The organism is uncultured Maribacter sp. (assembly GCF_963975365.1).
GTDB lineage: Bacteria > Bacteroidota > Bacteroidia > Flavobacteriales > Flavobacteriaceae > Maribacter.
Map to the genome: position 1 here is coordinate 160,610 of NZ_CAXBGF010000002.1, position 23,263 is coordinate 183,872.

Genomic DNA, 23,263 nt, shown 5'->3' on the forward strand with positions numbered 1-23,263 from the left:
AATAGCGGATTTATAATTTTCGTTTTAAAAAGTCGGCTATTTAAGACACGAACTCTTTTGTTATTTTAGTTTTTGATTCTACACATTCACCTTTATTCTCATAAATAGCCCCAAGCGCTTGACAAATATTAGCATAATGAAAAATAAAACCATCTTCTTCAATCTTTTTGCTACTGACTCGTTGGCTTGCGAATAAAATATATGCCATTTCACCAAGAATAGTGTGTATTACGAATTTCGGAATATTTGGCAATAACAATGGTTTGTTCAAAACCTTGGCAATCTCCTTTACCAATTTTAAATTGGTCACGGGATTTGGAGCTACCCCATTATAAACACCTTCTAGTTGGTGTGAGGCAATATGCAAAAATATACCTGCCAAATCTGAAATATGAATCCACGATTGCCATTGTTCACCAGTACCATAAGCTGAACCTACATAATAGTTAACAGGCTTCGCTATTTCCGGCAAAGCACCACCATCATTAGACATCACCAAACCAATACGCACCTTCGCAACCTTTAAACCCAAAGCTTCGAACTCATCAATTTTATTTTCCCAAACATCCACTACTTTACCCAAGAAGCTATCATCTACTTGTGCTTCGTCTTCTGTATAATAATTACTTAAAGAATCTGGATAAACACCAATTGCTGATGCAGAAATGATTGATTTAACTGAATGTCTTTCAGTTTTAATAAGTGTATTTTTAAGTAATTCTAACGAATTTACCCTACTGTTAATTATTTCTTGCCTATACTCCTTCGTCCATCGTTTAGATATACTAGAACCTGCCAAGTTTATAATTACAGAAACGCCATTAAGGCAATTTCGGTCAATCTCTTTAGTAGTTGGGTTCCAGAAATAACCATGATAATTTAGGTCTGACACAATCTTTTCCTTACTGGTTGTGAGGTAGTTAACGCCATATCCTTTTTCATGGCATTGAGATACCAACTCCCTACCTACTAACCCTGTCGCACCCGTTATCAATACTTTCATAGTTTAAAGGTATTGCTTTTGGTGATTCTTGATATACTATTTAATTTCAATTTAACATTGCAACCAAACGTATTGATTATTAACACCTTGAAGTCTCTTAAAGTTTTAATAAAAGTTCTTATATTACTTTTTTCTCGCCCTTAACATTTCCCTTTTTCCTGGTGGCCCAGGTAATCTCTCAACGAGAAAACCGACCTCTAGCATGGCACGTCTAACACTGCCTTTTGCAGCATAGGTCACCAAATAACCATCCGATTTCAGAGACCTATGCATAATTTCAAATATATCAACGGTCCATAATTCCGGTTGAACACGGGCACCAAACGCATCGAAGTAAATTAGGTCGACCGTTTCTATAATATCGATATCCTTAAAATCTTTCTGTTCTTTTCTTAGAATGAATTCAGAACTGATTTCAATTTCTTCTTGCCATAGAGAAGAATGCATTAAATTAAAGTCATTTTTTCGTAAAACAGAATTTAATTCCTCAAGGTAATTCAGTTGATCAAGCTCTTCCCCAGAAACGGGAAACGCCTCTACGCCAGTATAATTAATTTTTAAATTTCGCTTCTCAGACTCAATCAATGTGATGAAAGCGTTAAGCCCTGTACCAAAACCGATTTCAAGAATATGTAAACTCTGACTCTTGAACAAATCTAATCCTGAATGAATAAATACATGGTAAGCCTCTTGAATAGCCCCATGTTTAGAATGGTATTGCTCTTGCCAATCCATTATCTGAATGGTCTTAGAACCATCGCCAGTTGTAATTATTTCTCTTTTCAAATTAATTTGGGACTAACACTCCAGAAGCTTCAAAACTAAATGTTCTTTTTGGAGTTACGATTTTAGCAATTTCATCGGCAGACTTACCTGCATCCTTTGCATAATGTTTTTGATCTTCGACACTCATTTCTTCAACAAATGCCAAACCATTTAATACGACTTCTTTCTCAGGAATATCAAAAGGCATGAAAAAACCGTATTCTTTAAAACGAACCATTGCTTGCTCGCCTTCAGGCAATTCTACAACCATCCAACATCCTTTTACCTTACAAACTTCATTAACCTTGGTTTTAAATTGCATAGGTAAAGAATCTGAAATTGCCATAGACGTATATTTCTGCCAAACTTCTTTCTTTTGATCAACAGTATCCAAAGCAAACTCTTCTCCATAATAAACACCAGAATTTGTATCAATAGATGGCAATGTCATAGAATTTTTCTGAGCAAAGCATGAAAAAATTCCAAATAAAAACACAAGTAAAATGTTAAATCCTTTCATAAATCTTAAAAATGATGAATTACCTACAAAACTGGTCAATTTTAATCTAAAAAAGAAGTGCCAGTAGGGATATTTGTTTAATTTTAATCAATTAAAGTTACGTATTTCATGAGTATTGAAACTAAAGATATCACAGTAGAGAAAGTTAAAACATCTAAAATTGACCAAGTAGATTTTGATAATCTAGCCTTTGGCTCAGTATTCACAGACCATATGCTTGTCTGCACCTATAAAAATGGTGCATGGGAGATGCCTAAAATTGTACCTTACCAACCAATAGTCCTAGACCCGTCCGCTAAGATTTTTCATTATGGGCAGTCTATATTCGAAGGCATGAAGGCTTATAAAGATAAAAATGACGATGTATTTTTATTTAGACCATTAGAGAATTTTAAGCGTCTTAATATTTCTGCGGATAGAATGTGCATACCACAACTTCCACAAGAATATTTTATGGATGGGCTTACCACACTTCTTAATCTTGATAAAGATTTTATACCAACTAAAGATGGTAGTTCATTATATATTAGACCTTTTATGTTTGCTTCCGGCAACGGATTTCATGCTTCACCAGCCAATGAATATAAATTCATTATAGCGTGCGCACCATCTGGGCCTTATTTTTCAGGTAAGGTAAAAGTACTTATTGAAGAACGCTATTCCAGGTCAGCAAATGGTGGAGTTGGTTACGCAAAAACAGGTGGTAATTATGCAGGCCAGTTTTACCCTACTCAATTGGCTGTTGAAAAAGGATACAACCAAGTTATTTGGACAGACGATACCAATCATGAATTCATAGAAGAGGCCGGTGCTATGAATATATTCATAAGAATAAACGACACTTTATTAACCGGACCGACAAGCGACCGTATACTTGATGGTATTACAAGAAAAAGTATAATTGATATTGCAAAAGACCAAGGCATAAAAACTGAAGTTCGAAAAATAACAGTTAAGGAAGTAGTTGAAGCAGCCAAGGACGGTTCATTAAAAGAAATGTTCGGAGCAGGAACAGCGGCAGTTATTTCACCAATTTCTGGATTTGGATACAGAGATACGGATTACGAATTGCCAGAAGTAGAAAACAGTTTTGCAGAATCTTTAAAAAAGATCATAACAGATATTCAATACAATAAGTCGGAAGACAAATTTGGCTGGCGATTTAAAGTTGATAAATAAAAAGGGGCCAATTGGCCCCTTTTTATTTATCAAGAATTATTTCAATATTAGGTTTAAAATAATTTGGACCTTTAAGAACTTTACCATCTTCCCTATATATAGGTTTACCATCCTCACCTAATTTACTCATATTACTTCGCTGAATTTCATTAAACACATCCTCTATTTTATATTGCATACCATGTTCTAAAATGGTGCCACATAAAATATACAACATATCACCTAGGGCATCAGCAACTTCAACAAGGTCATTATTCTGAGCAGCTTCTAAATATTCCCTATTTTCTTCATCCATAAGGTTATAACGTAAAGTATTCTTTGCTTCCCCTAAGTCGGCAATCATATTTTCTGAAACACCTAGACCAAAAGAATTATGAAATTCTTTGACCGCTTTGATTTTGTTTTTCATCTTTATTTTACAGTTTTCCGTTAGCTTTGCGTAAAAATAGGAAATATGTTTAGCACAGGACAAGTCATTTTTGCCATAGGATTCGCAGTGGTTTTCGCCATCATTATTATCATTTCCTATAAAAAAGACTTCAAACTACACCAAAAGAACTACAAAGGTGTTAAGTGGATTGGCTTATTCTTTGTGATATTCTTAGTATCACTGCTTTGCATCAAGTTTTTACTAAAAGGATAGTTAATATTTTACCTACATAACAAAAATTAACACTTTTACAACAAAATAGCCTTTTTACTGGTAAAATATACCAAATAACGTAATTTTGCGTTATACATCTATAGATGGCAAATTATCATGATGACATTTTTTACAATTTTTTTAGTTTTAGTAGGTATTAATATCGCGATGGTGGTAGTGAGCTTGTTAAGTGTTTCACAAAAATCGAAACAATCTTCTCAAAAATTATCCAATCAACACACTTCTGTAATTTATCCTTTAGATTTACTTACATCTAGTTACAAGAAAGCAGTTTAGTTTATACCTTTATAAGGTATGAAACAATTTTTGCTCGTTTTCCTAGGAGGAGGTTTAGGTAGTATATTAAGATACTGGATTTCAAAAAACCTTAATCCCTATTATTCAAATTTCTATCTAGGTACTTTTTTGGTTAATATCATAGGTTGTCTTTTAATAGGTATACTAATAGGTATTTCTTTAAAACACAATTACATTACTCAAAACCAAACCCTTTTTCTAGCCACCGGTTTCTGCGGGGGCTTTACAACCTTCTCTACATTTGCATTAGAAAGTAATCTTCTATTAAAGGAATCTTCCATTCTTTACACTTCCCTTTACTTAGGCTTAAGCGTTGCATTAGGCATTCTAGCCATATCATTTGGACTTTGGATTTGCAAAATGTTATAAATCCAACAATCAATACCGACTTTTTTATTATTTAATTATTTTTTAACTATTTCTCGTTTTTTTAAACAATCAGTAGATAAATAATGAATTTTCTGACGATTCAATCAAAATTCATAATTACCCCCATAACTCTATTCCACTTATTTATAAAATAATCAATCAATAATATCAATACCCTAAAATTTATGGGGTATAAATTATGATACTCATAAAAATATTCATTCACACCCTAAAATAATTAGGGGGTTATTGTATTTAACATATATTTGACATTATCAAAAAACTTAGTCAAATGAAAAAAATTGAGGCAATTATCAGAAAATCAAAGTTTGACGATGTCAAAGCGGCATTACATCAAATAGAGGTTAACTTCTTTAGCTACTGGGATGTAACTGGAGTTGGAAATGAAAAACAAGGTCATGTTTATCGTGGCATTTCTTACAGTACAACGGATATACAACGTAGACACCTATCTATAGTAGTATCGGATGACTTTCTAGAAAAAACCGTGAATTCTATTCTTGAAGCTGCATACTCAGGTAATGTAGGTGATGGAAAAATATTTGTATCCGAAGTATTGGAAGCTTACCGAATTCGAACTAAAGAGAATGGTTTGGCAGGTATCAACTAAAAATTTAAAAACTAACTAAAACGAAAAGAAATGGACGCAGGATTATTTACAGCAAATAACGTATGGATGATGATGGCTACCGCATTGGTATTCTTCATGCATACTGGTTTTGCTTTTCTAGAAATAGGATTGACCAGACAAAAAAATACAATAAACATATTATTTAAAAACATATTTATTATCACAGGAGGTTTACTTCTTTATTATGCATTTGGTTTTAACCTAATGTACCCAGGTTTTGAAGATGGTGACTTAGGATTAATAAAGTTTGCAGGATTTGGTATTGCTGCACCTGAAGGAGGTATGACCGCTGAATACGCAGATGGTGGCTATACCTGGTGGACAGATTTTCTTTTTCAAGGTATGTTCGCGGCAACTGCAGCAACCATTGTATCTGGAGCTGTGGCTGAGCGTATTAAAATAGGCTCTTTCATGATTTTTACCGTAATCTATGTAGGTCTAGTTTATCCTATAGTAGGTGCTTGGAAATGGGGTGGAGGATTCTTAGATTCATGGGGATTCTATGATTTTGCAGGTTCCACATTAGTGCACTCAGTAGGCGGATGGGCCGCTTTGATCGCTATTACCTTATTAGGAGCAAGAATTGGCAAATTCGGTAAGGACGGTAAACCAAATGCAATACCAGGTCACAGTATACCAATGGCAACTGCCGGTGTTTTGATACTATGGTTAGGTTGGTTCGGATTTAATGGTGGTTCGGTATTATCTGCAGATCCAGAATTAACTTCATTAGTATTGGTTACGACAAGTTTAGCTGCCGCTGCAGGTGGATTCGGAGCAATGATAACCTCTACAATACTTTATAAGAATTTAGATTTAACCATGTTCCTTAACGGTATTCTTGGCGGTCTAGTTGGTATTACTGCCGGTGCAGACTTAATGTCACCAAACGAAGCAGTTGTGATCGGCTTTCTTGCAGGTATAATTATCGTAGGTGGTGTTGCCTTAGTTGATAAATTAAAATTAGATGATCCTGTTGGTGCAGTTGCAGTACACTTAATCTGTGGTATCTGGGGGACATTAGCTGTAGGTATTTTTGGAAACTTAGCAAGTGGCGCTCAATTTATGACACAACTTTATGGTGTATTAATAGTAGGTGCTTTCTGTGTTGTGACATCTGGTATCATATTAGGTGTGCTTAAAGTAACCTTAGGCTTACGAGTATCTAAAGAAGAAGAAGTAGAAGGCTTAGATATTCATGAACACGGTATGGATGCTTATGCAGATTTTAGAATGAACGATCACTAATACAAAGAAATACGGAGCGCTTTGCAGAGCGCTCCGTTACATAACCTTTTCAATAAATTAATTTCTCAAAACTAATTAATCCCAATAGGGATTTAAATTCAAAACTTATGAAAACGATTATAATTACAAAGTACGTAAAAAATATATTTTTAGCAGGTTTTGCACTTGTATCAACGGTTATTTTTGCACAAGAGGAAGAAAAAAGTGCACTTAGTCTTAGCGGTTCAATAGATACATATTACAGAACTACATTCAATGAAGCAGGTGTAGATGAGTCTTCCTCATTAACATCATTTGCGAACCAAACAGGTTTTGCATTAGGTATGGCCAATATAATAGGCACTTATGAAACTGGTGACACTGGTTTTGTCGTAGATTTAGTTTTTGGCCCGAGAGGAACAGAGGCAACTTTTAATAATGATGTACTAAATGGCATTATTAATCAGGCCTATGCTTATTGGAATGTGTCAGAAGGAACTACTTTAACAATTGGTAGATTTAATACATTTCTAGGATATGAGGTTATTGCTCCAGCAGCAAACTTTAACTATAGTGTTTCACATTTATTTTCAAACGGACCGTTCTCGCATGTTGGTTTAAAAGCTGATTTTGCTCTATCTGAAGATGTTAGCTTAATGCTTGGCGTTATGAATCCATGGGATACCAATGATATCACAGGTACCGGAGAATACTCTTTCGGTAGTCAATTAGGGTTCTATGGTCAATTCTTGAACTTATACTATGATAGTGGTAAAAATGATGGATTAGGTTTTGAAATTGATTATACCGGTGGTTTTGATGTATCTGATGACTTTTTCTTCGGCATCAATGCTGCGTATAATAAAAACTCAGAAACTGAAAGCGGTTTCTACGGTTTGGCAATCTACCCTCAACTTACAACTTCAGAAACCTTTGCTATTGGCCTAAGAGGTGAATATGTAGCCTTCACACAAGATGGCCTGGATGATACACCTGTACTAGCTGCTACATTAACTGGTAGCTATACAACTGGTAATTTAATAATAAAGCCAGAAGTTAGGTTAGATAGCTGGGGCAATGATGTTGAGCCTTTTGGCAATGCAACAGACCCAACAAATTCTCTAGCTTCTTTTACTTTAGCTGCCATCTATTCTTTCGACTAAGAAAATAGAATGTAATAATTTATAAAATCCCCTAGCAGTACGTTAGGGGATTTTATTATTTTTTAAAGTCTTTTACCCCTGCCATTACTTTAGAAGCTATATTATTTACAGCAGGCACTAATGGGCAAGAGAACTTTTTATTGTAGGCACAATAGGGATTATATGCTTTATTAAAATTTAATACAATTTCATTCCCTTCAGGAATTCTTAAATCAAGATATCGTCCACCACCATAAGTTTCCTCACCATTTGTAGCATCGGTAAAAGGAAGAAAAAGATAATCTTTATACTTTTCTTGTGTAATTAATTCTGGAGTCTGATATATTTCTAATTCTTGATTTTTTCCATTTAATTTAAATTTAGCTATACCATACAACACCTCCGTTGATTCCCTTTCCGTAGTTGTTGGCATAGAAAATGGCAAAGCTTCAGGTGTTCTAATAAACTCCGCAACTATTACATAATTAGTATCGGGCTGAAAAAAGTCTAGTGTTTCGAAATCTATTCGAAACCTATCTGCCAAGGGTGAAGTTTCTGGGTCTTTAAATTCAGCATTTAGCTTCGCTTGAAAGTTTAAAATATCTGCCAATTTATCTGATTTGACCAAAGTCTTTACATCTTGTTTCTCATCATGATATTTTTTTTCTTGCTTACAAGAAAAAAACATAAACATAACTGTAATAATTACAAATATCTTCATCATTCTTCGTTTACATTTCAAAAATACAACTTATTCATTGCACCATTTTCGCATATAATCGTACTTTACGTATTAATACTATTCTTATGAACTTTAAGTCCTTTTTCATACTTCTACTTTTTACTACTTTAAGTTGTGAGCAGCCAAAGCTAACAAAGAATGATACAACCGAAGAAATAAGAATTTTACCAAAACTTAACACTGAGCATTATAACGTGGCATTTTTAATTATGGACGGTACTTTTAATACTGAATTCACAGCACCTTTCGATATTTTTCAACATACTAAATTTAGAGAAGGTATTAAAGCGATGAATACGTTTACCGTAGCAAATACACTAAAACCGATTACAACTTTCGAAGGAGTTCGCATTCTGCCAGACTTTGATTACACGAAAGATGATTTACCAAGAATTGATATTCTCGTAGCACCTAGCACTGAGCATTCAATGGATAAGGACTTAAAAGACACCACCATGCTAAGTTTTATTAAAAAGATTGATAAAACTTCACTTTACACGACCAGTCATTGCGATGGCGCATTTCTTTTGGCCGAATCTGGGATTTTAGACTCCGTAGCATCGACTACTTTCCCCAGTGATATTGAAAATTATAAAAAAATGTTTCCAAATCTTGATGTCAAAGACAATGTTCTTTTTGTTCACGATGGCAAATACATAACCTCTGCAGGTGGCGCAAAAAGTTTTGAAGCTGCGTTATATTTATGTGAAGTTCTTTATGGGAAAAAAATCGCCGAATCGATAGCCAAAGGCTTGGTTATCGATTGGGATTTAGAACAAGTTCCCCATCTTACTGTTCAATAATCTCGTAACGCGCATCCTTTAAGTACTTCTCAACAAGCATGTTAAACTCTGGCGTAATACGAAATAAAGCGGTATCCTCAAGTTCATACAGTTCACTTTTGTTGGTATAACCATTTTTCAAAAGCTCTTCTAAGTAAAACAATGCAGTACCATAATCTTCTATTTTAGCACTGGAAGAAATCACCTTTAAATAAGGAGAATAATCTGAAGGATCCGTAATGGTTCTAATCATATATAATAATTTCAGCGCCTCTGAATCAACTTCCTTATCTACGGAAATAAAATCGATATTATCCGAAATCAGTGCATTTATATATCCTCTTAATCTACTAGACATTTGGCGTTCGTATAACACTACGCTTTTATCTAGTTTCGATAAATCTTCCATTTGATAATTCCACCATCCTAGGTTTGCATAATTATATGTAACAATATCTTCCTCTAAATAATAGCTATAATCTTCCTTTAAAAAGGATTCTTTCAAGAAATAACTATTCTGACTTCTATTTGCTTTTTTATAAGAAGTGCTACGACGCAAAGACTTTTGAGATATTTTAAGAGAATCTAATTCTAACAATGGATTGAAAACTTTCTCCATATCTGTCAGTAGATAGTTTGCTAAAATCGGTTTTTCGATTGAAACAAAACTATTTGCTTTGGTCAAAAATTGCGAATATGACTCTGCAATAAAACTATCATTACGGTGAATATCACCTTTTGCCATACTTGTTAAAGTAAGAATCCTAAAAGCACTGGCAATTGTATTGACATCAGGTAAAATTCGATCATCATCAAAAACCAATAATTCGTTTGGGAATTTCAACTTATTGAGAATTTGCTGAGTATCGAGCATGTCTCTAAAACTATAATCAGACCTATTTACAATACCTATAAATTGAAATGTATGTTTTGCATTCAAGATTTCAATATTACCAATAGAAGCACCTATAGAAACAACCCCCTTTATTTCCTTTATAAAGGTTGGTAAAATAGAGGCAAACATGGCACCACTTCCAAAACCGGCAGTATATGTGCGATTTTTGGCAATAGGCACTATATTTATTAAGGCGTTGAACATTCTATTGGCTATTAGAACATTTTCAGAAATGGATATTGAATCAGTTACATTATCTGAGCTTGCCAAAATATAGCCTTCCTTTTCAGCGGCATTTACTAACATAGAAACAGAAGCCTTTCCTTTACCTTTCAAATCAAATACAAATATGACAGGCCAAGGTTTCTGAACTTCAAAAGTGGAGGGTAAATAGAGCGATATGGTTTCTTTTAAAGAATCGTTCACCACTACATTTTCTGTAATCGAACCTTTTAACAATCTCAATTCTTGAGAAAAATTGGAAGTTGAGAACAAAACCAAAGCAAAGAATAGTATTTTTTTCATCATTTAATTTGCATCAAAAATCTAGCCAAAAAATTAATTTCTTAAGAATCGTTTATCAAAAAAAATGTTTCATGATCCGATTTAAATCTCATGAAGCTTTTTAAAATTAATTAAATATTAAATACCCTCAAGACTATTTTATTTTATGCATCGGGGCATTTGAAATAACTTGCGATAGTACAATATGTGTTCTGGTTTCACCATATTGAATAAGTTGGTCTATAAACTTTTCAAGGTGAAATTGATCCTTCAAAACAACTTCCATCACAATATTTTCGTTACCCGTAATTCTATAACAGTTTATTACTTCATGCAAGGTTGGCACCACAGCCAAAAAAGGCTTTAACTTACCCATAAATGCCCGAAGCGTTATGATAGCCTTAAGCTGATGACCTGTTAGTGCATGCGAAACCGAAGCTTTATAACCTAAAATAATACCTAGGTCCTCCATTTTTTTCACTCGTTCAGCTACAGCAGGTGCAGTAAGCCCTACTATGCGGCCAATATTTGCGAACGATTCTCTTGCATTATTTTGCAACTGCGTCAATATTTTCCAGTTAAGCTCGTCTATCTTTGGATTCAAAGGTATATTTAATTAAAATTAACGTAACTAAGGCAAAATTACGAAATACATTTATAATCGATAGAAAATTATGGAATAACTAACGTAATTTTATATAGTAGCATTATTACCCCACAACATGGCATATCGTAGTTTAAAAAATTTACCTATATATAGAAAAGCGTTGGAACTTTGTACCATGAGTAGAGAGATTGCTTCATACGTTTCTTTAAATAAGGACCTTATGCGACTGTATGAATCTAAGAGTCTTAGAGATATAATGGCTAATTCTATTTTGACCGATTCGATACTTATCCCTCAAAAAATAGCACAAGTAGAATATTCTAATTGCAATTCTGAACGTTTAGAAACTATATCTTATATAAATATAATAATAAGGAATATAAATTCTTATTGCTTAGGCTTAGAAAAAGATGGTGTAAAAGAAACAGAATACATTAACTTACTGCGCACAGAGATTAAGAGCTTTAGAAAATTCTATAAAAAATGGAAATCCGAGCTTCTATAGAAGCTTTACTTGCCCGAAAAATTAAATTGATTACTTAGTATTTTAAGAATTATGCCCTATTTTTGGCAGCTTAATTACTACTCAATTGAAAACCACTATCTTAGTTCATTGCCCAGATCAATCAGGTATAATAAGCACAGTAACTGGATTTATTCACAGAAATCATGGCAACATTGTTTATCTCGACCAGCACGTTGATAAAACTGCCGACGTATTTTTCATGCGTATTGTTATTGAATTTGCTGATACCTTTTCTAACCTCTTCCATTTTAAATCATTATTTCAAGATGAACTGGCTTCGCCTTATAAGATGGAATGGAGCTTACATACCGACGATAAATTACCTAAAATGGCAATTTTCGTCTCTAAATACAACCATTGTCTATACGACTTATTAAGCAGGTATCGTTCGGGTGAATTGGCAGTTGAAATACCTTTTATACTTAGTAATCATCCTGATTTAAAGCATATTGCAGACCAATTTGAAATTTCCTTTTATCATATTCCATTTAATAGGCAAAATAAAGTTGAAGCAGAAAAAAAACAATTGGCATTACTAGAAAAATATGAAATTGATTTCATTGTTCTCGCACGGTATATGCAAATTGTAAGTGGCAATCTTATTAGTAATTTTCCGAATAGAATAATAAATATCCATCACTCATTTTTACCTGCCTTTGCTGGCGCGAAACCTTATCACGCAGCATTTAAGAGAGGAGTTAAAATTATTGGTGCTACCAGCCATTATGTAACTGAGGAGTTAGATGAAGGTCCAATTATTGAACAGGATGTCACTACGGTAACCCACTCTCACTCAATCGAAGACTTTATAACCAAAGGTAGAGACTTAGAGAAAATTGTACTTTCTAGAGGAGTAAAACTTCATATAGCACGAAAAACAATGGTCTACAACAATAAAACCGTTATTTTCTCGTAACCTACATAAGACCTTTATAAAATAATGATGATAAAAAAAATAAGCTTAATTTTTTATGTGTTCTTCATAATTTCATGCACCGAACTCCAACAAGTAGTTAACCAATTACCGGGATCTACCAGTACTGGTTTAAGCAATGAAGCCATTGCAAACGGTTTAAAAGAAGCACTTGATCAAGGAATCGAAAGACAAGTAAGCAAACTAACCAAGACCGATGGTTTTTTTAAAAATGACTTGGTCAAAATTCTATTGCCGGAAGAATTACAAAAAGTAGATAAAACTTTACGAGATATAGGATTAGAAAACCTAGCTGATGAAGGATTAAAAATTTTAAATCGTGCTGCAGAAGATGCGGTTTCTGAAGCAACACCAATTTTCGTTAATGCGGTAAAGGAAATGTCTTTCGTAGATGCTAGGAATATTCTTTTAGGAGACAATAATGCAGCAACTACATATTTAGAAACTAAGACTAATACTGCTTTATATGATAAATTCAACCCTATCATTAATGCATCATTTAAAAAAGTAGGTGCCGATGAAATTTGGAATACCATAATTACAAAATATAATGCAATTCCGTTGACCAACAATGTAAATCCTGATTTAACCGACTATGTAACCAAAGAAGCCCTTTCTGGAGTCTACACAATGATTGCAGTAGAGGAAGAAGAAATTAGGACAATACTATCATCACGTACCACAGACATACTTAAAAGAGTATTTGCACTTCAGGATAAAAAATAGTTTTTTAACACTTACTACAATAACTTAAAAAATATGACGTTAAAAATTATAGAGAACAATATGCCAACATATTCATTTTCAATTTTTTGAGTTAGTTATTTTTTGAGTTAGTTAGTTAAAAAAACCGGTGGGAGCACCGGTTTTTTGTTTTTACCTAATTACAAGTAATCACAAAAAATCATAATCTTTTTAAAAATAATTTAAACTGGGAAGGTTAAATATTTTATTACTTCTTCATTAAAAAATTTTGGCTGTTCTACATTAACTACATGACCACAATCTTCAACTACTAAAAGCTTCGAATATCGATGAAGTTCAACAATCTTTCGAATACTTGGTAGAAATAGATAATCTTCTTCACCCATTACATAAAGTGTAGGTATTTTAATATCGGCAGCTCTAAAGAACCTTAGCAAAGGGTTTATCTCCGAAGTAAGTTTAAACCAGCGTATAAATTCTTTTTGGTATAGCTTTTTAGCCTCTCTTACAAAAAGAGAACGAGATTCCTTATGGTTTTTATTTGGCATTATTATGAATGCAAAAAACTTATACAACCATAGATAAGGAATTATAGTTTTAAAAATTATCCCAAGTTTCATGAGAATTTGAGATCGCAAGTTTAATTTCATTATAGCTCCACCCAAGACCATACTCTCTACTCGTTCTGGATGTAATTCAGCAAGATTACGTATTAAAATAGTTCCGAGAGATATTCCTACAAAGTGCGATTTTTTAATATTTTCAAAATCGATAACCTCAACAATATCATTAGTAATAACATCAAATGTATATTTCTCATCAAATACATTTTTAAGATTTGGCTTAGAATTACCATGCCCCCTTAAATCTAAGAGCAACACATTAAAATGCTTTCTAAATTCACGAATCTGTTTGAACCAGATAGAAGAACTGCCACCTGCACCATGTACAAAAGTGACCCAAACAGTAGAAACCTTATGTTTATATGTTATATAATGAAGCAAATCTGAGTTCTTTTAGAATAAGTTAATTTACAATGTATCAATTCTTTTTTACATTCTAATTAGCAGAATGGAATATCGCCAAAAACGATCAATATTTTAAAGTTTTAATTGCCTAAGTGTTAAAAAAAAAGACAAATTACCAGATAATTAGTTGTATAGCTCAACATACTGACATCCAAAAATTGAAACTGCACGTATATTTGTAAGAACTTAATTTTTGTAGTATGGAAAAGCAATATTGTAAAGTAGGATCGGTAAAACCGATAGAAGCAAACGCTGACATAATCACCTTGTTAGAATATCAATATCAAAATTTTATTAACAAAGCTTCGAACATACAATCCAATAACCATTTAGGGGAATTTTTTGAACAAAAGGCGCAAAAGATTAAGAGAACTTTAGAGAATCTAGTTTAATCTTGATATTTCTTTTTCCATTGCTATTTGTAATTCCTTTGCCTTAAATTTGGCAGCTTCCGCATAATCATGCTGATCAGATGCATAGATAATTCCGCGAGAAGAATTGATCAATAGACCAATATCTTTGGTTATACCATAGGCACATACATCTTCTAAACTTCCACCTTGTGCGCCTACACCTGGTACGAGTAAAAAACTATTAGGTACAATTTCACGTATTTGTTTTAGATACTCAGCCTTTGTAGCACCAACTACATACATTAAATTCTCAGAACCCTGGTAAGTTGTAGAAACTGCTATTACTTCCTTATAAAGCTCTTGACCATCAATTTTTTTTGTTTGAAAATCAAAAGCTCCTTCGTTTGAAGTTAAAGCTAGCAATATAGTATGTTTATTTTTAAATTGTAAAAATGGCTCAACGGAATCTCTTCCCATATAAGGAGCAATAGTGATGGAATCAAAATTAAGATCTTCAAAAAATGCCTTAGCATATCTTGTAGACGTATTGCCTATATCACCTCTCTTTGCATCAGCAATGGTAAAAATATCAGGATAGTTAGTATTTAAATATTCTATCGTTTTTCTTAGCGATGACCAACCCTGAACTCCATAAGCTTCATAAAATGCAATATTAGGCTTATAGGCCACACACAAATCATGGGTTGCATCTATTATAGCTTTATTAAAAGAAAATATAGGATCCTCTTCATCTAACAAAAACGTTGGAATTTTTTCTAAATCGGTATCTAAGCCAATACATAAAAAGGATTTCTTTATATGTATTTGATCTACTAACTCTTGAGTGGTCATATTTTAAAAAATCTCAGAGGCTTCCCTCAATTTCTCAGTATTTTCAACAAAACTCAATTCATCTATTATTCTTTGTATATCACCATCTATTATATTCGACAAATCGTACAAAGTAAGACCAATACGGTGATCCGTAACTCGACCTTGCGGATAATTATACGTTCTAATTTTTGCAGAACGGTCACCACTACTAACTTGAGAATTTCGCTTTGCTGCATCTGCCTCTTGCTTCTTTGCTAACTCCATGTCATACAATCGAGATCGTAAAACCCTAAATGCCTTATCCTTATTCTTATGTTGAGATTTCTGGTCTTGACATTGCGCCACCAATCCTGTAGGTAAGTGTGTTAGACGAACTGCAGAATATGTTGTGTTCACCGACTGGCCACCAGGACCAGAAGAGCAGAAAAAATCTATACGTACATCTTTTGGGTCTATTTGCACATCAAAATCTTCAGCTTCTGGTAAAACCATTACTGTAGCTGCACTAGTGTGCACCCTACCCTGTGTCTCGGTTTGAGGTACACGTTGTACACGATGAACACCTGCTTCAAACTTTAGGGTTCCATAAACATCGGTTCCTGAAACTTCGAACTGTATTTCTTTATATCCTCCACTTGTACCTTCGCTAAGGTCAATAACATTAGTTTTCCATCCTTTAGACTCACAATATTTTGTGTACATTCTAAATAGATCGCCAGCAAAAATACTCGCTTCATCACCACCGGTTCCCGCACGTATTTCAACTACTACATCTTTGGCATCTTCAGGGTCTTTCGGAATTAGCATGAGTTTTATATCCTCTTCTAATTTAGGCAGTCCTGCTTTAGCCTCCTCCATTTGCATTTTTGCCATTTCCAGCATTTCGGCATCACTACCATCAGCGATAATTTCCTCTGCTTCAGCTATATTATTGGTAAGCTCTAAATATTCAGCACGCTTATCCATTAAATTTTTCAGGTCCTTATACTCTTTTGTGAGTTTAACATAACGATCCTGATCAGTAATTATATCTGGCTGAATTATAAGGTCGGAAACCTCATCAAAACGTTGTTTTACGATGTTTAACTTGTCTATCATATGCTTACTTCACTTGTACCGCGAATTTACGATAAATTTACAGACACCCTAAAGGGATTATTAGTGTAACTTGGAAAAATTACTGAAGAATACAAGAATTCTAAGATTCTTTCTAATTAAGAATGATGCCGTTACTTTTGCACATTTTATTCTTATTATCAACGATAATAACTTCAGTATCCCCCAATTGATTTATCAATGCTAGACCGGCCTCTAAACCCATAACAAAGATTGATGTAGCCAATGCATCTGAAAGCTCTGCACTTTTAGCAAATACCGATACACTCTTAATGCCAGTGGATGGAAAACCCGTTTTAGGATTTAATACATGTGTGAACTTTTCATCGTTTACCAACAAAAAATCAGCATCGCCTCCAGAAGTCGCTACCGACGACTCTAAAATTGGAAGCCACGAAAACAGACCACCTTGCCGCTCAGGGTTCACTATACCAATTAGCCATTTATCTCCAGTGGCCTTAGTACCCCACGTGGTAATATCTCCATCTAAATTTATTATACCTGCCTTCACCTCTTTTGATACCAGCAAGGCCTTTGCCTTATCTGCAGCAAACCCCTTACCTATTCCACCAAAAGAAATACGCATGCCTTTTTTATTAAGATAAACCGTTTGATCCTTACTATTCAATATTATATTCTTATAGCCCGTTCTTGAAACAGCTTCTTTAACCTCAAGATTATTAGGTAACGTGCTCATAGAACCATCGAACTTCCAAATATCTTCTAATGCCGTGTAAGTGATATCAAAGGCACCTTTTGTTATTTCAGAGATTTGTATAGATCTTTCAATAAGCTTATAGAGCTCCCAACTTACAGAAACAGGGCTAATTCCAGCATTTTTATTGATGAGACTAGTTTCAGAAGCTTTATCCCAAGAAGAAATTAATTTTTCAATTCTTTGAACCTCAGCCAAGGCTTCTAGTATATAAATATTCCCTAACTCTTCATCGACAGAAATAACAGTTACATCAAAAGCACCACCCATGACCTCAAATGTTCTTTTGACGGTAACGTACTTTTCCCCTTGACCCACTACAATGTAGGTCAAAAGACAGAAAAATAATGCACAAATCTTTTTCACTTACTTTCTCTAATTAGAGATAAACAATTGGTACAAAGTATCGTATGCTAGGTTGGTGTAATTGTACTTGAAGCAGAAAATTTATTCGAAAACTCTTAATATTGAACCCTCAAGAGCCGTATTATATATTTTTAAAGCCTTTGAAGTACTATTCGGAATCTCATTTAAAGGTATACCAGTTTGTGAAAATCTAGAACCATGTACATCACAGTAAAAGATACCACCATCTTGATTTACAAAGCGAACTTGATCATATTGCTCGTGACTACAAATTTGAGTAGCTGCAACAAGTTCCCCTTCTAAATTTCTAACTACAACAACATCTGTAGATTTTAATATTGCTGATGATTTAACTAAAATAAAACCACCATTAATCATCAATTTTGCTGCTTCAGGAGAATTAAGATCAATAGTGAAATCTACATCAGTCGGCTGAACTACAATATTTCCTTCAATTTCACTGTATTTTGAGCAGCTGCCCAAACAAGGGAATGTTATTGCAAATGCCGCACCAGCACCAAGCGTACGTAAAAATTTCTTTCTTTCCATAGCAAAATAGGTATATAATCAAGAACGATATATTTACACTATTCGTATGTACTAATACACAAAGGTACCATAGGTACTTGAAATTGTCAGTTTTTTTGAATCTGACGCTTGTACCCTACCAACAATTTGGGCATCTACACCGAAACTTTTGGCTATTGCGATGATATCTTCTGCAATTTCTTCAGATAGGTAAAACTCCAATCGATGACCACAATTAAAAACCTTATACATCTCTTGCCAATCTGTACCCGATTGCTCTTGTATTAATTTAAAAAGTGGAGGCACGTCAAATAAATTATCCTTTACAACATGTAATTCATCAATGAAATGTAAAATTTTGGTTTGTGCCCCACCGCTACAATGAATCATGCCATGAATTTTATCTGAACTATACTTTGATAAAATCTTTTTTACGATTGGTGCGTATGTTCTTGTTGGCGAAAGCACCAACTTACCTGCATTTATAGGAGAATCTTCAACCATATCGGTCAACTTTACAGTACCTGAATACACTAGATCTTTTGGAACTTCTGCATCAAAACTCTCAGGAAATTTTTCGGCTAAATAATTCGAAAACACATCATGTCGAGCAGATGTAAGTCCGTTACTCCCCATTCCTCCATTATACTCTTTCTCGTAATTCGCCTGACCGAAAGAAGCTAGTCCGACGATAACATCTCCTGCCTTAATATTTGAATTATCAATAACATCAGACCTTTTTAATCTTGCCGTTACAGTGGAGTCAACAATTATGGTTCTCACCAAATCACCCACATCAGCCGTTTCTCCTCCGGTAGAATGAATGGTAATACCGAAATCACCTAAATCACTTATTAATTCCTCTGTACCGTTGATAATTGCCGATAATACTTCTCCTGGAATTTTATTCTTATTTCTCCCTATGGTAGAAGAAAGCATAATATTATCTGTCGCACCAACACAAATAAGATCATCAATATTCATGATGAGCGCATCTTGAGCAATACCTTTCCAAACAGAAATATCTCCGGTTTCTTTCCAATACATATAAGCTAAAGAAGATTTAGTTCCCGCACCATCTGCATGCATCACCAAACAATAATCTTCATCTCCCGTAAGATAATCTGGAACTATTTTACAAAATGCCTTAGGAAAAAGACCTTTATCAATGTTTTTGATCGCATTGTGTACATCTTCCTTAGAGGCGGAAACTCCTCTCTGATTGTATCTTTCACTGCTAAATGTGGACATAACTTTAATTTGTGGCAAAAATAAGAGAATCATTAAAAATTCAACCTCTCATCTGATTAATATTCCTTCAATTTTTAAAAATTGAAAAATAGCACCTATTTAAGGGTCAATAACTCTCGGTATTTCGTCAGTGGCCATATCTGGTTATCCATTAATTTCTCCAATTTATCACTATGAAGTCTAATATCGTCGAAATACGGTTTCACATTATTGCAGTATGCTTCGGCCTTCTTCTTTGTGTCTTTTAGTGCATTCGCTTTTTTGCGTGCATCTGTCATCGAATCAACCATTTTCTTAATACTAACCATATTTTCGGCAATTTCTTCGATCATCGACAATTGCCCTTCTGAGAATTTCTTGTGGGCGGCACCATAAATTTCCTTTAGGCCAGAAACATTTTTGATTAATATATTTTGATACGCCACAGCAGCAGGTATTATATACCCATAGACTAATTCATTATAGACCCTACCTTCTATCTGTATATGCATAATGTAGTTTTCTAAATCCACTTCTTGCCTTGCGCGAACCTCAATTTCACTCATGACCTTCATTGTTTGAAAAAGAACTAAACTTTCTTTTGAAGTCAACACATTAAGTGCTTCAGGGGTATTTCTATTATTGCTTAACTTTCTTCGTTGAGCCTCGGCCTCCCAGTCTTTACTGTAACCATCACCATCGAACCGAATTCGTTTTGAAGTTTTTATATATTCTCGTAGTATATTGAAAACCGCCTCGTCCTTTTTTAAGGCTTTCTTATCGATCAAAACATCAACTTCTTTTTTAAAATCCTTTAGTTGCTTAGCTACTATCGTATTTAAGATAGTCATTGGCTTGGCACAATTGGTCTTCGCCCCGACCCCACGCATCTCGAATTTATTTCCTGTAAAGGCAAAGGGTGATGTTCTATTTCTATCAGTATTATCCATTAATATCTCAGGAATTTTACCCACTACATTTAATTTTAGTTCGGTCTTTTCTTCTGGTGACAATTTACCATGCGATACACCTTCAAGCTCATCTAAAACATTGCTTAATTGTTTCCCAACAAATATGGAAAAAATTGCCGGTGGAGCTTCATTCGCACCTAAACGATAGTCATTGCCTGGCGATGCAATGGAAGAACGCAAAAGCTCTTCATACGTATCAACCGCTTTAATGGTATTGATGAAAAAGGTTAAAAACTGTAAATTTTTCATGGGTGTAGAACCTGGGCTTAGTAAATTAACACCAGTATCGGTTGCCAAAGACCAATTGTTATGTTTACCTGAACCATTAATTCCTGCAAATGGTTTTTCATGAAACAATACTGTAAACTGATGTTTATCCGCAATTTTATCCATTACATCCATCAATAATAGATTATGGTCAATTGCAAGGTTTGCTTCTTCAAAAACAGGAGCCAATTCAAATTGATTCGGCGCAACTTCATTATGCCTTGTCTTTACAGGAATACCCAATTTAGTACATTCTTTTTCCAAATCGCTCATAAAACTTAGCACACGACTTGGTATCACACCAAAATAATGATCATCCAATTGCTGACCCTTTGCTGCCGTCTCACCTACCAATGTTCTACCCGTCATCATAATATCTGGTCTAGAATGAGCAAGAGCCTTATCTATTAAAAAATATTCTTGCTCCCATCCAAGGGTTGCATATACCTTAGAAACATTTTTATCGAAGTATTTTGCAACTGCCGTTGCTGCGTCATCAACAGCACTAAGTGCTCGTAGCAAAGGAGCTTTATTATCTAAAGCCTCCCCAGTATACGCAACGAAAATGGTTGGAATACATAATGTTGTACCATATATAAACGCAGGTGAAGAAGGATCCCAAGCAGTATACCCTCTTGCTTCAAAAGTATTTCGAATACCACCACTTGGAAAACTTGAGGCATCAGGTTCTTGTTGCACTAATTGTCCGCCACCGAATTTTTCCAATGCGGTACCATCGGGCAACAAGTCAAAAAAGGCATCATGTTTTTCAGCTGTAGAACCCGTTAAAGGTTGAAACCAGTGTGTATAATGGGTGGCACCCATGGTAATTGCCCATCCTTTAATTGCCTCGGCCACCTGATCCGCTATTTTACGGTCTATTTTAGAACCGGACACCATGGCACTCTTTAGGCTTTCTAATGCGTCTTTAGTAAGATACTGTAGCATCTTATGTTCATTGAAGACATTCATCCCGAATAACTCAGATCGTCTTCCTTTCTCTTCTATCGCTATACTATTTCTTGTCTGACTTTCGGCTATTGCAGCAAATCTTGATGATATCATAAATAAAAATATTATTAATTTGTCAAAATTACGTCCTATAAATAGAAATATGATAAAATACCCGATAAAAAATAGGGGTAGAAAACAATTAATTTAATTTTTAAAGATTTACCTCCTTAAAAATTCATACAGATTGATAAAAAACATATTTTTGTTTGTCTTTTATTAAATAATAACGAACATATTATGGCCAAAATTAAATTAGAATACATCTGGTTAGATGGATACTTTCCAACTCAAAACATGCGAAGCAAAACGAAGGTTGAAGAGCATGAAGATTTCAAAGGAACTCTTGAAGAATTAGGCAATTGGTCTTTCGACGGGTCGTCTACTAGACAAGCTGAAGGTGGATCTTCTGATTGTTTATTAGTACCGGTAGCAATATATCCAGATCCGGACAGAATCAACGGTTACCTAGTGATGACTGAAGTAATGAATCCTGATGGAACTCCTCACGTTTCTAACGGTAGATCTACTATTGACGATGAAGATGAAGATTTCTGGTTTGGATTTGAGCAAGAATATTTCATCATGGATACCAAAACCCAATTACCATTAGGTTTCCCAATCGGCGGTTACCCTGCTCCACAGGGCATGTATTACTGTTCAGTTGGTGGTAAAAATACACATGGTAGAGATTTGGTTGAAGAGCATGCTGATCTATGTATTGATGCTGGTTTAAACTTTGAAGGAATTAACCAAGAAGTTGCTTCTGGACAGTGGGAGTTTCAATTATTCGCTAAAGGTGCTAAAAAAGCTGGAGATGAAATCTGGGTTGCAAGATACCTTCTTGACCGATTAACTGAAAAATATGGTTACTATATTGAGTACCACCCAAAACCATTAGGAAAAGATATGGACTGGAATGGTTCAGGTATGCATGCAAATTTCTCTAACACTGCTTTAAGAACTAGTGGAAGTAAAGAAGTTTATGCCGCAATCTGCGAATCTTTTAGACCTTTCGTAAAAGAACATATTGCTGTTTATGGAGAGTTTAATGATCAGCGTTTAACAGGTTTACATGAAACTGCTTCTATTAATGATTTCTCTTGGGGTGTTTCCGATAGAGGAGCTTCTATTCGTATTCCATTAATTGCAGTTCAAAAAGGATACAAAGGATGGTTAGAAGATAGACGACCAGCTTCTAATGGTGATCCATACAAGATTGCTGCTAGAATCATTAAAACTGTAAAAACTGCAAAGATTTAACACCAAATTAATTGTTGATTATACTAAAAACGCCTTGGATTTCTCCAGGGCGTTTTTTATTGCTTATA

Annotated in this window: 25 protein-coding genes; 11 read left to right on the plus strand and 14 right to left on the minus strand. The window is 34.4% G+C overall.

What is annotated here, in order from left to right:
* Positions 1-40 precede the first annotated feature (40 nt).
* The 3 genes from AACZ49_RS03760 to AACZ49_RS03770 all read right to left on the minus strand — a co-directional run bounded on the left by AACZ49_RS03760 (position 41) and on the right by AACZ49_RS03770 (position 2,288).
* The gene (locus tag AACZ49_RS03760) at positions 41-1,003 is read right to left on the minus strand and encodes a TIGR01777 family oxidoreductase (protein ID WP_339651794.1); all 963 of its coding nucleotides are present in this window, start codon (positions 1,001-1,003) and stop codon (positions 41-43) included.
* 123 nt (positions 1,004-1,126) lie between these two features.
* The gene (mnmD, locus tag AACZ49_RS03765; RefSeq protein WP_339651796.1) at positions 1,127-1,789 is read right to left on the minus strand and encodes a tRNA (5-methylaminomethyl-2-thiouridine)(34)-methyltransferase MnmD; all 663 of its coding nucleotides are present in this window, start codon (positions 1,787-1,789) and stop codon (positions 1,127-1,129) included.
* A gap of 1 nt (position 1,790) precedes the next feature.
* Positions 1,791-2,288, minus strand: a complete 498-nt coding sequence (locus tag AACZ49_RS03770) for a DUF4920 domain-containing protein (RefSeq protein WP_339651798.1) — start codon at positions 2,286-2,288, stop codon at positions 1,791-1,793.
* Positions 2,289-2,396: 108 nt separating this feature from the next.
* Here AACZ49_RS03770 and AACZ49_RS03775 point away from each other — a divergent pair, with 108 nt between their 5' ends.
* Positions 2,397-3,467, plus strand: coding sequence for a branched-chain amino acid aminotransferase (locus AACZ49_RS03775; RefSeq protein WP_339651801.1), 1,071 nt, complete (start codon positions 2,397-2,399; stop codon positions 3,465-3,467).
* Positions 3,468-3,489: 22 nt separating this feature from the next.
* Here AACZ49_RS03775 and AACZ49_RS03780 read toward each other — a convergent pair whose 3' ends face one another.
* On the minus strand, positions 3,490-3,876 hold the full coding sequence (locus AACZ49_RS03780) for a nucleoside triphosphate pyrophosphohydrolase family protein (RefSeq protein WP_339651804.1): 387 nt from the start codon (positions 3,874-3,876) through the stop codon (positions 3,490-3,492).
* Between the two features lie 549 nt (positions 3,877-4,425).
* On the opposite strand from AACZ49_RS03780, the gene crcB reads away from it, so the two are divergent.
* From crcB to AACZ49_RS03800, 4 genes are all read left to right on the plus strand, one after another.
* Positions 4,426-4,797 (plus strand): fluoride efflux transporter CrcB, encoded by a 372-nt coding sequence (gene crcB, locus AACZ49_RS03785; protein WP_339651807.1) that lies wholly within the window; start codon positions 4,426-4,428, stop codon positions 4,795-4,797.
* 292 nt (positions 4,798-5,089) lie between these two features.
* A complete protein-coding gene (locus AACZ49_RS03790; protein WP_339651810.1) occupies positions 5,090-5,428 on the plus strand; it encodes a P-II family nitrogen regulator in 339 nt (112 codons plus the stop codon).
* A 30-nt stretch (positions 5,429-5,458) separates the two neighbouring features.
* Positions 5,459-6,697, plus strand: coding sequence for an ammonium transporter (gene amt, locus AACZ49_RS03795; protein WP_339651813.1), 1,239 nt, complete (start codon positions 5,459-5,461; stop codon positions 6,695-6,697).
* 107 nt (positions 6,698-6,804) lie between these two features.
* Positions 6,805-7,839: an outer membrane beta-barrel protein gene (locus AACZ49_RS03800; protein WP_339651816.1), complete on the plus strand. Its 1,035-nt coding sequence runs from the start codon at positions 6,805-6,807 to the stop codon at positions 7,837-7,839.
* A 55-nt stretch (positions 7,840-7,894) separates the two neighbouring features.
* Here AACZ49_RS03800 and AACZ49_RS03805 read toward each other — a convergent pair whose 3' ends face one another.
* Positions 7,895-8,542 carry a DUF1684 domain-containing protein gene (locus AACZ49_RS03805; RefSeq protein ID WP_339651819.1) on the minus strand — a complete coding sequence of 216 codons (648 nt, stop codon included), beginning with the start codon at positions 8,540-8,542 and terminating at the stop codon, positions 7,895-7,897.
* Between the two features lie 83 nt (positions 8,543-8,625).
* Here AACZ49_RS03805 and AACZ49_RS03810 point away from each other — a divergent pair, with 83 nt between their 5' ends.
* A complete protein-coding gene (locus tag AACZ49_RS03810; RefSeq protein WP_339651821.1) occupies positions 8,626-9,363 on the plus strand; it encodes a DJ-1/PfpI family protein in 738 nt (245 codons plus the stop codon).
* Here AACZ49_RS03810 and AACZ49_RS03815 read toward each other — a convergent pair.
* Together AACZ49_RS03815 and AACZ49_RS03820 are read right to left on the minus strand one after the other, a co-directional pair.
* On the minus strand, positions 9,350-10,765 hold the full coding sequence (locus AACZ49_RS03815; RefSeq protein WP_339651823.1) for an alpha/beta hydrolase: 1,416 nt from the start codon (positions 10,763-10,765) through the stop codon (positions 9,350-9,352). The two genes, AACZ49_RS03810 and AACZ49_RS03815, sit on opposite strands and share 14 nt — an antisense overlap.
* A 130-nt stretch (positions 10,766-10,895) precedes the next feature.
* Positions 10,896-11,345, minus strand: coding sequence for an Lrp/AsnC family transcriptional regulator (locus tag AACZ49_RS03820; RefSeq protein WP_339651825.1), 450 nt, complete (start codon positions 11,343-11,345; stop codon positions 10,896-10,898).
* 223 nt (positions 11,346-11,568) lie between these two features.
* Here AACZ49_RS03820 and AACZ49_RS03825 point away from each other — a divergent pair, with 223 nt between their 5' ends.
* From AACZ49_RS03825 to AACZ49_RS03835, 3 genes are all read left to right on the plus strand, one after another.
* Positions 11,569-11,853: a hypothetical protein gene (locus AACZ49_RS03825; protein ID WP_339651827.1), complete on the plus strand. Its 285-nt coding sequence runs from the start codon at positions 11,569-11,571 to the stop codon at positions 11,851-11,853.
* Positions 11,854-11,938: 85 nt separating this feature from the next.
* Entirely contained in the window at positions 11,939-12,790 is an 852-nt protein-coding gene (gene purU / locus AACZ49_RS03830; protein WP_339651830.1) for a formyltetrahydrofolate deformylase, read from the plus strand.
* 27 nt (positions 12,791-12,817) lie between these two features.
* Positions 12,818-13,534 (plus strand): DUF4197 domain-containing protein, encoded by a 717-nt coding sequence (locus AACZ49_RS03835; RefSeq protein ID WP_339652182.1) that lies wholly within the window; start codon positions 12,818-12,820, stop codon positions 13,532-13,534.
* A 200-nt stretch (positions 13,535-13,734) separates the two neighbouring features.
* Here the strand turns inward: AACZ49_RS03835 and AACZ49_RS03840 are convergent, their stop codons facing one another.
* Entirely contained in the window at positions 13,735-14,517 is a 783-nt protein-coding gene (locus AACZ49_RS03840; protein WP_339651833.1) for an alpha/beta hydrolase, read from the minus strand.
* Positions 14,518-14,741: 224 nt separating this feature from the next.
* Here AACZ49_RS03840 and AACZ49_RS03845 point away from each other — a divergent pair, with 224 nt between their 5' ends.
* Positions 14,742-14,933, plus strand: a complete 192-nt coding sequence (locus tag AACZ49_RS03845; protein ID WP_339651835.1) for a hypothetical protein — start codon at positions 14,742-14,744, stop codon at positions 14,931-14,933.
* On the opposite strand, the gene pyrF is transcribed toward AACZ49_RS03845, so the two are convergent.
* The 6 genes from pyrF to AACZ49_RS03875 all read right to left on the minus strand — a co-directional run bounded on the left by pyrF (position 14,925) and on the right by AACZ49_RS03875 (position 21,986).
* On the minus strand, positions 14,925-15,746 hold the full coding sequence (gene pyrF / locus AACZ49_RS03850; RefSeq protein WP_339651837.1) for an orotidine-5'-phosphate decarboxylase: 822 nt from the start codon (positions 15,744-15,746) through the stop codon (positions 14,925-14,927). The two genes, AACZ49_RS03845 and pyrF, sit on opposite strands and share 9 nt — an antisense overlap.
* A gap of 3 nt (positions 15,747-15,749) precedes the next feature.
* A complete protein-coding gene (gene prfA / locus AACZ49_RS03855) occupies positions 15,750-16,826 on the minus strand; it encodes a peptide chain release factor 1 (RefSeq protein ID WP_339651838.1) in 1,077 nt (358 codons plus the stop codon).
* A 112-nt stretch (positions 16,827-16,938) separates the two neighbouring features.
* Positions 16,939-17,925 (minus strand): FAD:protein FMN transferase, encoded by a 987-nt coding sequence (locus AACZ49_RS03860; RefSeq protein WP_339651841.1) that lies wholly within the window; start codon positions 17,923-17,925, stop codon positions 16,939-16,941.
* Positions 17,926-18,006: 81 nt separating this feature from the next.
* A complete protein-coding gene (locus tag AACZ49_RS03865) occupies positions 18,007-18,474 on the minus strand; it encodes a Rieske 2Fe-2S domain-containing protein (protein ID WP_339651845.1) in 468 nt (155 codons plus the stop codon).
* Positions 18,475-18,525: 51 nt separating this feature from the next.
* Positions 18,526-19,704 carry an AIR synthase related protein gene (locus tag AACZ49_RS03870; protein WP_339651847.1) on the minus strand — a complete coding sequence of 393 codons (1,179 nt, stop codon included), beginning with the start codon at positions 19,702-19,704 and terminating at the stop codon, positions 18,526-18,528.
* 95 nt (positions 19,705-19,799) lie between these two features.
* Positions 19,800-21,986, minus strand: a complete 2,187-nt coding sequence (locus AACZ49_RS03875) for a glutamine synthetase III (RefSeq protein ID WP_339651849.1) — start codon at positions 21,984-21,986, stop codon at positions 19,800-19,802.
* Positions 21,987-22,172: 186 nt separating this feature from the next.
* Here AACZ49_RS03875 and AACZ49_RS03880 point away from each other — a divergent pair, with 186 nt between their 5' ends.
* Positions 22,173-23,195: a glutamine synthetase beta-grasp domain-containing protein gene (locus AACZ49_RS03880; protein ID WP_339651852.1), complete on the plus strand. Its 1,023-nt coding sequence runs from the start codon at positions 22,173-22,175 to the stop codon at positions 23,193-23,195.
* The last annotated feature ends 68 nt before the right edge of the window (positions 23,196-23,263 follow it).